Annotated in this window: 3 protein-coding genes; all 3 read left to right on the forward strand. The window is 48.5% G+C overall.

Going from position 1 to position 15,399, the window contains the following annotated elements; genetic code table 11:
* Window positions 1-20: 20 nt before the first annotated feature.
* From edeK to edeI, 3 genes are read left to right on the forward strand one after another with little or no spacing between them, the layout of a single operon-like run.
* Complete coding sequence (edeK, locus tag C7R93_RS21455; RefSeq protein ID WP_106840724.1) at window positions 21-4,004, forward strand: edeine non-ribosomal peptide synthetase EdeK; 3,984 nt, start codon at window positions 21-23, stop codon at window positions 4,002-4,004.
* A gap of 30 nt (window positions 4,005-4,034) precedes the next feature.
* Window positions 4,035-6,728, forward strand: coding sequence for an edeine non-ribosomal peptide synthetase EdeJ (gene edeJ / locus C7R93_RS21460; protein WP_106840725.1), 2,694 nt, complete (start codon window positions 4,035-4,037; stop codon window positions 6,726-6,728).
* Between the two features lies 1 nt (window position 6,729).
* Entirely contained in the window at window positions 6,730-15,390 is an 8,661-nt protein-coding gene (gene edeI, locus C7R93_RS21465) for an edeine biosynthesis hybrid PKS-NRPS EdeI (RefSeq protein WP_106840726.1), read from the forward strand.
* Window positions 15,391-15,399: the final 9 nt, after the last annotated feature.

Genomic DNA, 15,399 nt, shown 5'->3' on the forward strand with positions numbered 1-15,399 from the left:
GACAGAAAAGAGGGATTGGCTTGACAACGATAACTGCACAAAACATCTTGCTGGCCAGTGGGCAGTTTGATCACGAAAAAGACTATTGGATGCAGAATCTCTCGAGAGAGTTTCATTCACTCGACCTTTCAACAGACTCTCGGGCCTCGTTTCAGCGTCAGTCTGAGCTTCGTGAGCTGACCATCGCGTTTCCGGACGAGCTGAGCAAGGCGCTGATTCATTTGAGCAATGGCTCGGATCAGCGTTTGTTCATGGCTTTGCTGAGTGGGTTTTGCATCTTGTTGTCCAAATATACGGGACATCAAGACATATGCGTTGGAACGGCTATCTTTCGTCAATCAGAGCCGGGTGAGTTTTTGAACAAGGTACTGCCCTTGCGTCATCAGGTACTCCCGGAATGGAGCATCAAGGAGCTGCTGCAAGAAGTGCGGCAGACCTTAAAGGCTGCTGTGGAACACCAGAACTACCCAATCTTGCGGTTGATCGAGGAACTGCAGGTACCGCAGCAGGGGGACAGCACGCCGTTCTTTGAGGCGACTTGCTTATTGGACGTACTTCATGATCAGGACGACCTGGAACAAGTTTCGAGCGAGTTACAGCTCCTCTTTTCGAAAAAGGGAAACTCGCTCGGATTACTCGTGCGTTACGTAGGCCAAAGATACCAACTCCCCATGATGGAACGGATGATGGAGCATTTGGTCCGTATCTATCGGGTTATCGTAGCCCAACCGGATCAAAAGATCGCTGAAATCGAGTGCTTATCTGAGGAAGAGGTTCGGGACTTAGTTCTTTCATTCAACGACAACCGGGTTGATTTTCCGCGTGATCAAACCTTTGATCGCCTCTTTGAGGAGCAGGTAAAAAAGACTCCTAATCGTAAAGCAGTGACAGACGGAAAAACAACCTTAACCTATCAGGAATTAAACGAGCGATCCAATCAGCTCGCGCGTCATTTTATGCAGCAAGGATTAAGACCTGGCACGAAAATCGGTATCTATATGAAGCGTAACGTGGATACGCTTATTGCAATTCTTGCGGTGTTCAAAGCGGGAGGAGCCTACGTACCGATTGATCCAGACTATCCGCAGCATCGGATCCTGTATATCGTGCAAAAGAGCGAGATTGCTGGGTTGATTACTCAGCCTGACTTGCTAGATGGACTGGAGCCGATTCGAGCATCCTCACCTGAGCTGAAGTATCTCTATGTCTTTGGTCAATCCGATCAATCAGTAGAGTCACTTTCGGGAGAGGACATCGAGCGGGAGAGTGCGGCAACTGACTTGGCTTACATCATCTTCACATCGGGCACAACTGGACAACCGAAAGGCGTAATGGTGCACCATCGTGGAATGATTAACCACATTTTCGCTAAAATCAACGACCTATCCCTTTGCGAGGATGATCTGGTCGCACAGACGGCATCCCTTTGCTTCGATATTTCTGTTTGGCAATATCTGTCTGTTTTGCTGGTGGGTGGCTCTGTGCTGGTGGTCGATACAGAGACGGTAATGGATACCCAGGCCCTTCATAACGTACTCCGTTCCAACTGCGTCACCGTAGCGGAAGTGGTACCATCGCTGCTCTCCGTGCTGCTTGACCTTGTTCAAGAATGGTCCGATTCCGAACGCAGCTTCCCTGATCTAAGGTGGATGGCAGTTACAGGAGAGGAGCTGCCTGCCCCTTTGGTGCAGCGATGGTTTGCCTGCTATTCGGAAATTCCATTGGTGAATATGTACGGGCCAACGGAAGCATCGGATGATATTACCCACCATATTATCCGTGAAATGCCCAGCGATCAGCAGATAGTGGTTCCTATTGGCATGCCGATTCAGAACACTCATATTTACATACTCGATCAACATCAGTGTATCTGCCCGCGAGGAGTTAAAGGAGAAATTTGTGTAGCCGGTCCGGGAGTTGGGTACGGCTACTACAAAGATGAGGAACGGACGCAAAAAGTCTTTATAGCAAATCCGTATGCCAGCTGGGTAGAAGACGCGGACTATCAAGTCCTCTACCGAACAGGTGATGTAGGCCGGATCACGGAGGACGGATATATTGAGTACTTCGGGAGAATGGACAATCAAGTCAAGATTCGGGGGTACCGAATTGAATTGAGTGAGATTGAACAGGTTATGCGCAGACATCCTGCGGTCAAGGATGTAGTGGTCTTGGCGCTCTCAGAGGACACAGGCGCAAAGTACTTATGTGCCTATATCGTTCCAGTGGAGGATTTTTCCGCCAGAGATGTGCGTGATTATCTGTTTACTGTGCTTCCGGAATACATGGTGCCGATGCACTATGTAAAACAAAATGTATTGCCGCTCACCCCTAACGGAAAAGTGGACAGAGGTGCTTTACCGAAGCCTGGCATACAGGATCGGGTCGACACATCTAGTTTTGTTTCAGCAACAACCGAGACGGAAAAAGTTCTCACCCACATCTGGGCTCAAGTGTTACAGCTCGATCCAAAAACAATCAGTGCCCGGGACAATTTCTTTGCTCTAGGGGGGCATTCCTTAAAAATCAACGCGGTGGCTGCGCAGGTTGCACAGCAGTTTGGCGTACAGATTCCACTGCGAACCATGTTTAATCACCCAACTATTCAGGAGCTCGGCAAGGTGATTGATGAAGCAGACAAGACGATTATGAAAACACGATTCTCAGTCGAAGCCAGATCGTCCTATCCAGTTACTCCTGCCCAGCGTAAATTCTTTATCCTTCAGCAGTTGAATCCGGCTGACACAAGTCTTCACATTACGGCTGCCCGTTTCATTGAGGGTGATTTGAGCCGAGAGAAGGTAGAACAGGCTTTTCAAGGATTGATTGAACGCCATGAATCTCTTCGCACCACGTTTGATTATATCGACGGGCAAGTGGTTCAAATTGTACATGATTCATTGGTCTTTCATTTGGAAGAGAGCGAAGCAAGTGGGGAACAGTTGGATGCCAGCCTGGCAACGTTTGTGCGGCCATTCGACTTGCGTCAGGCACCCTTGCTGCGTGCAGGGCTAATCAGGATTGCACCGGAAAAGCATCTCTTGTTGTTCGACATGCACCATATCGTTTCAGACGGTGTATCCATGGATATTCTCGTGGAGGACTTTGTTCGTCTCTATGCAGGCGTGACACTTCCTGCATTGGATGTTCAGCAAAAAGAATTTGCTGTTTGGCAGGAATCTGCACTGGATTCAGGTGAGCTTCAAGTTGACTATTGGGCAGACTTGTTTACCAGCCCGGCTCCACTTCTTTCGATTCCGACTGATTACGAAAGGCCAGAATCTCTTACGTTTCCTGGTGCAACGATTGAGTTCGAGATATCGGCAGAGGAGAGGCAGCGGTTGCAGGAGCTGGCAGCGCAGGAACATGCGACACTCTACATGGTGCTGTTGTCGGTTTACAACATGTTGCTTGCCAAATACAGCGGTCAAGAGGATATCGTTGTTGGAACTCCGGTAGCTGGGCGTAAATTTGCAGAGTTTGATGAAGTAATCGGGATGTTTATCAACACGATTCCCCTACGCAATTATCCAAAAGGCGAGAAAACCTATCGCGAGTTTCTTGCGGAGGTCCGCGAGCATACGCTAGCCTCTTTTGAACAAGCGGATTACCCGATTGATTTGTTTGTCCAGACACTTGGCCTTGAGCCAAATACAGGTCGCCAGCCCCTTTTTGATACGATCTTCGTCCTGCAAAACATGGACAATCCGGAAGGGGAACTGGAGCTTGAGGACATGATCGTCAAAAACTATCCACTGCAAAATAACACGGCGAAACTTGACCTTCATCTGGCGGCTTACCCTGTTTTCGACAGACTTACATGTAAGCTGGATTACCGCAGTGACCTGTTCCAAAAAGAAACGATGGAGCAGTTTGTGAGTGACTTCAATAGCTTGTTGCAGCAGGTGATGGAAGATCCCCAGCGCCTCCTGCAAGACTTTGAATTGACCCGTGACGTAGCCCTTATTCAAGCACAGGGCGTCGATTGGGATTTTGAATTTTAGAGCAAGCGGTGAGTAAGAGGGGGAAGGCATATGGAGACTACTATTTCGCAAAACATTCTGCTAACCAGTCGGAAATTTAGCCGGGAGGAGCAGTACTGGCACGAGAAGTTACAGGGGGAGTGGACACTCTCCCTCCTTCCCACCGAAGGGACGGACAAGGAAGGCGATGAGGGAGAGGCGGTGACAAAAGAAATAGCTTTTGTATTTCCCGATGATTTGAACGCTGCCGTTGCGGCCCATTGCGATCATCATCCGATGAAGCTCTACCTGTTCCTTTTGTCGACGTTTCAAATCATGCTGAATCGGTATAAGCAGACAGACGACATGATCATTCTCACGCCCGTCTTTCAGAATCCGCTTCCCCCTAATGCTTGGAATCGGGTCCTGCCGCTGCGTGTACGGATGCATCAAGAAGCAACTTTTGCAGAAGTGGCGAAAGAGGGTAAGCAATTGGTCAAAGAAGCAATTGAGCATCAGAATTATCCGTTTTCGCAAATGATGCAATGGATTGATCTATCCGACACGGATTTGAAGACACTGCTAGATACTGCCTTCGTACTAGAAAACATGCAAGATATTGCTGCTTTAGAAGATCTGTCACTACAAGTGCTATTTGCCTTCAAGCAAACCGAAGATGGAATTACAGGACGCGTGCGGTATGCGGGCGAGCAATTCCAAGGGGCAGTCATCGAACGGATGATCAGCCATTATCAACAAATTCTTCGTGAAGTGGTCACCGATCCCAAACGGTTGGTTAAGACAATCGATATGTTGACTGAAGCAGAGCGGACTGATTTGTTGTATACCCGCAATCATACGGATGTTCTTCATTCTGCTCCAAAGCCGATTCATCAATTGATTGAGGAACAGGCAGTGAGTACTCCGCATCTAACAGCAGCTGTGTTTGGCAACAAAACTCTTACCTACGCTCAACTTAATGGCAAAGCCAATTTTCTTGCGCGTATGTTGAAGGACCGCGGCATTGGAAGAGGAAGCCATGTTCCGGTCTTGATGAATCGTAGCTTGAATTTGGTCATTTCCCTGCTAGCGGTGATGAAAACAGGTGCAGCATTTGTCCCGCTAGACGTTCAAAGTCCGAACGAACGGAAAAAGCAGCTACTGGATGAATTGGATTGTCCGGTGACGCTGATTGGACCAGAAATACGTCCGGAACCGTCATTTGTGCAAGTGACACGTGCTGTCATCGTCGATGTGGATGAAATCGGGGAAGAAGGAGACTTGAATGTCCAGGTAGATATTAACGACCCGATTTATGTGATCTATACATCTGGTTCCACTGGCAAACCAAAAGGAGCTGTCGTTCCTCATATCGGTATTTTCAATCGGTTCCGCTGGATGGATGAACATTACGGTTGTACGGAACAGGACGCTATTTTCCAGACGACTCCCCATCACTACGACAGTTCGGTCTGGCAACTCTTCTGGCCGTTGCTGCATGGTGGCCGTACCGTATTGCCGATTCCTGAATTCGAGATGACGCTCGATCAAGTGTTGCACGCCATTTCAACCTATCAGATTACGATTACGGACTTTGTGCCGTCGGTCTTCAACCTGCTGGTGGATCAAATGGAAACACGGACGGAGATACACGATTCACTTTCTTCGATTCGCCACTTGATCTTGGGGGGAGAAGAAATTACGGCTCACACCGTGCATCTGTTTCTTCAGCGGTTTCCCCACATTCGTATCACGAATCTGTACGGTCCGACGGAGACGTCTATTGGTGTCATCTACTTTGAAATCGACCATACCCATCAGGGACCGATACCGATTGGAAAGCCGATAGCCAATACGAAAATTCTGCTATTGGATTCCAGTCGCAAACTTGTTCCTGCTGGACATCAAGGGGAGATTTTTATAACAGGCTTGTGCTTGGGGCATGGATACTTGCACGATCCTGAGAAAACAGCAGCCAGCTTTGTTGATAACCCTTATCCGGAAATTGGTTATCAAAAGATGTACCGGACAGGCGATCTTGGGCGTTATCTACCGAATGGCAATATCAAGTTCTGTGGTCGCATCGATCATCAAGTAAAAGTACGCGGACACCGAATTGAGCTGGGCGAGATTGATGAGGTGCTATTGTCCCATCCGCAAGTAAAAGAGTGTGCTGTGCTATTTCAACAAGAGAAAGCTCGTTTGTGCGCTTACTATGTATCAAATGCGGCGGAATTGACCGCTAGCGATTTACGTGGTTATCTCGGCGAACGGCTTCCCGATCACATGATCCCATCCTTTTTTGTCAGCATTGAAAAAATGCCTTTGACAGCAGGGGGCAAGATCAATCGCAAGTTACTGCCAGAAGTGGATGAACAACTGGCGTCCGATGCTGAATATGTAGCCCCCCGAAACGAGAAGGAAGAACAGCTGGTTACCATTTGGAAAGAGATCTTGGGGATCGAAAAAGTAGGGGTACACGACAGCTTTTTCCAGCTGGGAGGGAATTCCCTGCTGTTGCTCAAAATGCATGCGGAAATTGTCAAAAAAGTTGATGCCGACATAAGCGTCGCACATTTGTTCTCTTACTATACGATTGCCATGTTTGTGGATTTTCTCGAACAAAGAAAACAGGACCAGTTTGCATCTATGGAAGATCAAAGCGATGATGATGAATCCCTTCTGGAATTGCTGAGGGAGGTCAAGGAGGGAGTTCTCTCCGTAGACAAGGGTGCCGAACTGATCGACAAAAGGAAGGGGAATTAGGATGAGTTTGCTAAAAAAATACATCTTGGAGCAAGTGGCAGCTCATCGACTGCAAGAGAAAGAAGCACTTCCTTTGCTGAAAGAACTGTCATCTACTAACGTAAATGCACGCCAAGATATCGCGATCATCGGTATGGCTTGTCGTTTTCCCGGAGCCAGCAGCCTCGAAGAATACTGGAACAATCTAAAACAGGGGCACGATTCAATCGGTGATATCCCTGCTGCTAGACGTCCAGATGTCGAGCGGGTAGCGAGAGAATTTTTTAATGACACTGAATTCAATTATGAGCGGATGGGTTATCTCGATCACGTGGATTTATTTGATCATGCGTTTTTCGAGATATCACCTGCAGAGGCTCGAACCATGGATCCTTATCAGCGGATGTTTCTCGAGTTGGCATGGGAAACATTTGAACATGCCGGGTATAGCGAGAAGATGATCAACGGTTCTCCTACAGGCGTATTTCTCGGATATTGTGACAATGAATCACAATACCAGCGTGTGTTGAAAAACATTGATTCGTCTTCGCTGGCTGGCAACGTTGCAGCAATTATCGCTTCACGAATTTCCTATTTGCTGAATCTGTCAGGTCCGAGTCAACTGATTAATACATCTTGCTCTTCCTCCTTGGTCGCTCTGCATCAAGCATGTCAGGCGATTGGAAATAACGATTGTCGAATGGCTCTCGTAGGTGGAGTTAACCTTTCACTGTTTCCGATCCAACAAGATACTGACTTTGGCATCGTCTCTGTAGAGCGCAAAACCAAAGCATTTGATGACTTTGCTGATGGAACCGTATGGGGAGAAGGTCTTGGCGCAGTTCTTTTGAAGTCATACGATCAAGCAGTCAAGGACAACGATTATATCCATGCAGTAATTAAAAGCACCGCGGTCAATTGTGATGGCCGTTCTACCAGTATTACAGCGCCCAATGCGATTTCCCAGTCTGCTCTGTTGCGAACAACCTGGGAGCGTGCGCGAATCAATCCGGAGAGCATCTCCTATATTGAGGCACATGGGACGGGGACAAGACTAGGCGACCCTGTTGAGATTGAGGGGATCATGCATGCGTTCCAGAAAGTTTCAAAACGCAAGCAATTTTGCGCAATAGGTTCGGTCAAAAGCAATATCGGACACACGATAGCAGCATCAGGTGTGGCTGGTATCATTAAGACGGTTCTGATGATGAAGCATCGCCAGATTCCGCCGACTCTGCATGTGAAACGGCCGAATACCTTAATTCCTTTTATCGATTCGCCTGTTTATATAAATGATGTGCTAAAGGCTTGGGATGTAGAGGCGGACCAACCTGTAAGAAGAGCCGGCGTTAGTGCATTCGGCCTGAGCGGGACAAACGCCCACGTCATATTGGAAGAGTCTCCTAAGCGCGAGGAGACAAAGGTTCCAGAACAATCTGGTGATTATCTATTTACGTTATCTGCCAAGACAAATGAGTCGCTATGGGACTTGCTTGCGAAGTACAAAGCATTTTTGTCAGGGCCTGCTGAGCAATCCCTTTTTGATATGTGCGCGACTGCCAATATGGGACGTGGTCACTATCAGTATCGTCTTGCCTTCGTTATCAACAGTAAAGAGGACTTTTTGCAGAAGATCCATCTCCTGTGCGAGGGAGAACGGACGGCGGATGGTGCTCCACTCGTTGAGGGGAACCAGGTGTTCTACGGGGTACTGAATTCCCGTGGTGAAAGTTCATTGCCGATCAGCATGCAAATAGACAGCACTGACCCAGTAGAAATGGCAAAACAGTATGTGCGAGGGGTGCCGATCAATTGGCTTGAATACTACCGTCCTGTCAAATGGAAAAAGGTACCTTTGCCAACCTATTCCTTTGCCAAGACCCGTCACTGGGTGCAATCGGATCAGCCTGCAAACGACACAGTTGAGCGGTCCGCTGCTGTAGCATCTGAGGCGGCACATGAGAACGAATCTGCTGATGTTCATAAAATTGCTACCACCTTCTTTACTTTTGGGGAAAATTTACTGAATCAGATGAATGTCCAAAAGCAAACAGGTCTGGAAGAGGATGAAACTTTTTATTCTGGCTTGTCATCGCTTGAATGCTTCAAGCAACTGGGCGTTTTCCACAAGCAGAGTCAAACGTACACGGTGGAAGAATTGCGCGAAGCTGTAACGTGTGATGGAAGGAATGAACATCTCTTCCAACTCATGCTAGGGCTCGTCGTGCAAACGGCCCTTGTTGAACAAGTTGCAGGAACATATGGACTTGCTGCTCAAGCAGAGGGTCTTGATGCGGAAACGTTTTATCTGGATTGTCTTGATCGCTATCCGAATGAACGCGATACGTTCATCCAATTGAAAGCGTGTTTTGCCTATTATTCAAAAATCATGGCAGGTCAGATGATTTCTACGCCTGTACTTTTGTTGGATGACACTTCGGACTTTTTCAAGACATATGCGGATCGTACTACGTTTGGAAGCCCGTCTGGACTTATGGCAGTGGAAACCATTGCCCAGTACGTCAATTCGTTTAGTCGTCCCGTTCGAGTTTTGGAGATCGGAGGCGGTTCCAGAAGTCTTACTCGCCTCATGCTGCCAAAAATTGAGAAGCAAGAGGTCACCTATCTGTTTACGGATCGTGCCCAATCGTCTCTTGCAGAGGCAGAAAAAGAGTTCAAAGAAGTGTATCCGTTTGTGGAGTGCCGCCTGTTCAACATGGAACAGGATCCAGCCGAACAAGGATTCGATTTACACACATACGATGTGATTATCGCCAATAACGCTATTCACAGGACGAAGGATGTTCGGGCGACATTATCGATCTTGCATCGGTTGCTTGCAGAGCAAGGATTGCTGTTTGCGATCGAGCTTACGAAAGATCGTTCAACAGCAAATGTGATCGGGGGGCTTGCTGCTGACTGGTGGCAGCATGAGGACTCCGAGCTGCGGCAGCAATCCAGACTGATGGATCCCTCACGCTGGGAAAAGGCGCTTCGGGATACGAACTATCAATCGGTTGCCATTTATCCATCGTCAACAGCGCTGCCTGATTTAGCGTTATTGATCGGACATTCAGCGTATGCGCCACAAGAATATCGAGAGTGGATCTACCAGATCAATTGGCAAACAAAAGAATTGACAACCAATCATCAGACGCAGCGTCCAGGGGTATGGTTGGTGTTTCAAGATGAAGGCGGTGTGGGAGAAACCCTTGCTGACGCGATGTCTGCAGACGGACATGAAGTGTTCAAACTTCGCAGCGGCGAGGCATTTACTTCCCTCTCCTCCCACGAGTTCATTCTAGATCCGAGTGAGCCGGCAGATCTGCGGCGTGTGTTCGAGAGACTAGGAGACAAAAAGGATAAGCTGACTGGCATTATTCACTTATGGAGCCTGACTGCGGGCGCCCAGCAGCAAATGGGTCTAGGGCAGCTTGATGCTATTGAGTCAGCGCAACATCTGGGAGTCTACAGTCTGTTTCATTTGACACAAGCGTTGCTTGAGCTCGATCTGAAGCAGGTGCTTGATTTACGGATTGTTTCGAACTATGCACAAGCAGTAGATGATAACGGACCTGTTTTTCCTGAAAAAGCTCCCTTGTTTGGTCTTGCCAAGGTTATCTCGCAGGAAAATCCCAAACTGCAATGCTTTAGTCTGGATCTCGCGACAGAGGGGCTGTCTGCATCGCAGTTGGCTGATCAGCTTCTAGCGGAAGTTCGCTCCAATCGGGATGACACATTGGTTGCCTATAGAGGAAATCGCATTGTGCCAGAGATGAATCGCTGCGATATCGATAAGATTCCGAAACGGCCCGTAGAGATACGTGAAAATGGCGTTTATTTGATCGCCGGAGGTACAGGAAAACTCGGATTGGCATTCAGTAAGCATCTGGCCGCTCAGAACAATGTGACCCTCGTGCTGATAAATCGTTCTCCACTACCACCTAACCACGAGTGGCAAGCGCGTTTACAGCATCCAGACTGCAGTGCTACCGAGGCACGAAAGCTGAGAGACCTGCTTGAGCTAGAGGAAATGGGAGCACAGGTAGTCTGCTATGCAGCTGATGTGTCCGACCGTCAGCAGATGGAGGATATTTCAGAGCAAGTCCGCGCCCGTTACGGACCGATCAACGGCATTATCCAATCCGCGGCGCATATCACCTTCGAGACGATTCAGACGAAGACGTTTTCTAATTTTCAAAATGGCTTGAAAGCGAAGATGGCTGGCACAGTCATACTCGATCAGATAGCTGAACCGGAGCATCTGGATTTCTTTGTGATCTTCTCATCACTCGCTTCGATTTGGGGTGGAGCGACTGGAAGTGACTATGTCTCGTCCAACTGCTTCTTGGATGCCTATAGTGCAGCTCGCAACCGAACAGGAAAACCGACGATTGCTCTGAACTGGTACGCGTTTGAAGGCATAACCGGTCCTGGTTTTATCGGATACATGCCGATGGATGGGGCGATTCAAGCCTTTCATGCATCATTGTCTTGCCACACTGAGCATCTGATCATTGGACAATTTGATTTGCAAGTGCTGAAAGAATGGGCACCGTCTTTGAAAGTAAAGCTCGGTGAGTCGATCTTTGCAAGCGGACAGACCCGTAAAGAACCGGAAGCACCCTCTGTTGTCACCATGCAAAACCGTGTTGCTTTGTCTGGCAGGGAGGAAGGCGATCGCTACACTTCGTTGGAGCAAGCCTTAGGGCAGATTTGGTCCGATGTGCTGGGTTACACCGAATTAAGCATCGACGACGACTTTTTCAGACTGGGTGGCGATTCGCTTATGGCAATCGGTATCGTTTCCCGTGTCTCCAAGCAGCTGCAAAAAGAGATCACGATCACCGACCTGTTTCAGACACCAACGATCCGTCAATTGGCTGTGTTGATGGCTCCGAATGAAGAAACAGCTGTGTCAGCGATTCCTGTAGCCGAGCATCGGGAAGCTTATCCTGCCACTTCGTCTCAGCAGAGAATCTATGTACTGGAACAAATGCAGGAAGGGGCAGTTGCCTACAACATCCCTACCGTCATGCTGCTCGAAGGAGAGCTGGACAGAGAGGCTTTCGAACAGGCATTTGTCACGCTGGTACAGCGTCATGAGTCGCTGCGCACTTCATTTTCCATCGTGGATGGAGAGTTGATGCAAACCGTTCACCCGAACGTAGATTTTACGTTGGCGTATTGTGAAATTGACGAGAACGAGGCCAAGAGAGCAGTCGAGCAATTCATCCGAGCATTCGACTTGTCAAAAGCGCCACTAGTTCGCGGTATGCTGATTCGCATGGATGAAAACAAGCATTTATTGCTGTTCGACATGCATCACATTATTTCCGATGGTGTGTCCATCAACATTTTGATCCGCGAGTTCTTCCAATTGTATCAGGGACTCGAGTTGCCCGAGCTGCGGATTCAATATAAAGACTACAGCGTGTGGCAAACAGAGCAGCTCGGCAATGGGGTATTGGCGGCTCAGGAGAAATTCTGGCTAAAAGAGCTGGGTGGAGAACTTCCTGTGCTTAATCTGCCTACGGATCACCCTCGACCGTCCGTTCAGAGCTTTGAGGGAGATGTCCTGACCTTTGAGATTCCCCAAGAGATGACAGAGAAGATACTGGCACAGGCAAAAAACAACGGGGCAACCTTGTACATGACGCTACTGGGAGCGCTCACCATTATGTTGTCGAAATACGCTGGCGAAGAAGACATTATCATTGGATCGCCGGTGGCTGGCCGTCATCATGCAGACTTGGAAAACATCGTTGGCGTCTTTCTGAATACGCTGGCGATGAGAAACTTCCCGCGAAGCGATCGAACCGTGGCAGACTTCCTTCAGGAAGTAAAAGAACGGGCACTGGCTGCGCTCTCGCATGCCGACTATCCGTTCGAAATGCTGGTGGATCGTCTGACTCTGCCAAAAGATACGGCGCGCAACCCACTATTTGATGTGATGTTTATTTTGCAAAACACCGGCGACGCGAAGGGAAGCATGAGTGCAAATGGGCTGACGCTCTCTCCTTATCCATTTGAACAACGCTCTACCCAGTTTGATCTGACCTTTGACATCATTGAGCGAGAACAGCGCCTGATTGTCGATATCGAATACAGCAACAAGCTGTTCAGCAAAGAGACGATCGCGTCGATGTCCACACACTTCCAGAAAATTCTGGAGCAGATGGTGGAAGATCCTAAACAGTTGATCGGCAAGATGTCCATGTTGGCAGCAGAAGAACGCTTGCTGCTGATGGAGCAATGGAATGACACGAGTTTGGAATACTCTCGTGAAAAAACAGTCGTCCAGCTTTTTGAAGAAGTAGCCGCAATACAGCCGAACGCGTTAGCTGTGACATGCGGAGACGAGAAAGTCACCTACGCGGAAATAAATAAGCGATCAAACCAAGTAGCCCGTTTAATCAAGCAACACGGCGTCACTGCTGATACTTGCGTGGGCCTTTTGACAAATCGATCTGTGGAAATGATGGTTGGATTGCTGGCGATCTTGAAAGCAGGCGCTGCGTTTGTTCCGATTGATCCGCAATATCCAGAAGAGCGTATCTCTTATGTTTTGGAAAATAGTATAACTCGCCTCGTCTTAACCCACGATTCTCTGGCCGAGAAGCAGTGGGGAAGTGTCGTCAGAGTGGACGTAAACGATTCTCAGATTGTGATGCAAGACGACTCCAATCTTCCGGCACAGGCTGCACCTGGGGATCTCGCCTATGTCATTTACACATCGGGTTCTACAGGCAAGCCTAAAGGCGTTATGGTTGAACACGGCAATTTGATGAGCTTTTGCGCGGGGATCGGGAAACACATCGATTTTGCCAGCGCAGACAAAATGCTGGCTGTGACGACGATTTCATTTGATATTTTTCTGCTCGAAACGATTGTTCCGCTGACGAAAGGGATGACAGTGGTCATTGCAACCGAACAGCAGCAAGCTGACCCGCAGGTGCTCAAGGAGTTGATTTTGCAAGAAGAAATCAATTTCCTTCAACTGACGCCATCCCGTCTACAGCTCATGCTGGAAGAGAAGAGCAACTTGCACGCACTTGACTGCCTGAAAGCAATCCTGATTGGAGGAGAAGCCCTTTCAGCGTCTTTGTTCCAACGGATTCGCACACAGACCAAGGCGAGACTTTACAATCTGTACGGTCCGACTGAAACAACGATTTGGTCTACGGTGCAGGACTTGACCGACGCAGAGGCGATAACGATTGGCGCACCGTTGCCCAATACACAAGTGTACATCCTCGATGAGCATCTGCAACTGCAGCCGATGAAGATCACTGGCGATCTTTACATTGCAGGGGATGGGGTAACGAGAGGCTACTTCGGACAGCCAGCACTGACGGCTGAGCGCTATATCCCTCATCCGTTTATTCCTGGTCAACGTATGTACAAAACAGGTGATCTCGCGAGATGGCTGCCGGATGGGCGTATCGAATACGTGGGACGATCCGACTTTCAGTGCAAAGTACGTGGTTATCGGATTGAATTGGGGGAGATCGAAAGCGCTCTTTGTCAGCATCCGGAAATTACAGAAGCGGTGGTCAGTGTGCGAGATACCGCCAGCAATCCTTACCTGGCTGCGTACTATATGGGAACGCGAACGTTGGACAGCGAAGAATTGCGAGCTATGCTGAGCAAAAGCTTACCCGATTACATGATTCCACATTTCTATACGCATATGAGTATGTGGCCGCTGACACCTAACGGAAAACTGGATCGCAAATCATTGCCAGAGCCTGATGCGCTCAATGACAACCCCACCGAATATCAAGCCCCGGCTACGAGACTGGAAGAACAGGTGGCTGACATCTGGCGGGAAGTGCTTAAGCGTGAAATGGTCGGTATGCAGGATAACTTCTTCCACATAGGCGGTACTTCGCTATTACTGGTGCAAGTTCATGCCAAGCTTGAACAGCTGTATCCTGGACGGGTTCGAATTGCCGATTTATTTGCCCATCCTACGCTGTCCAGCCTAACCAACTTTTTGCGGAATACCGCTTTAGAGCTAGCAGATGAACAAGAGGAAACCGATTCGACCACCTATTGGTTGAAGGAGCTGGATCGTGTCTCGCTGATAGAGTTGCCATCTCAGTATTGGGCTAGTAAAGAAGTGAATGCGGACACAAACTGGATCCAATTTTCACTTACGGATGATCTGTTTGAAAACGTGCAGCAGGTCAGTCAAATGGAAGCTGTTGAGGTAAGAGACGTTTTGCTTTCGATGTATTTATACCTCATGGCTGAGTTGACTGGACAACAGGATCTTTATATGGAAGTGGCTGTCGCCAAGGAGATGCAGACGAATGCTTATCCATTCCGGGTGAACATGTCAGAGGTCAACACCTTCTTCGATCTATTCAAGCAGGTACAGCAGAAACGACAGTTCATCGAGAAAATGACTGGGGAGGCCTCGTTGTGGCTACAAAAATTGCGGACGGATCGCAACGACGGAACCATTATTCCATTCTTCGGCAGAGTCACTGAGTTTACAGATGCATCGTTCACACACCATGAACATGAGCTTACGTTCTGGATAAAGGAAGGAATAGACGTGATTGATATCGTGTGTGCATTCGACCCTGATTGCCTCCGAGCAGAAAAAGTTACTGAGATGACTCAGGATTACCAGCAATTGCTCAAGATGCTAGTGAATGAATATATGACATAGAGAAGGGTG

Source organism: Brevibacillus fortis, assembly GCF_003013395.1.
GTDB lineage: Bacteria > Bacillota > Bacilli > Brevibacillales > Brevibacillaceae > Brevibacillus > Brevibacillus fortis.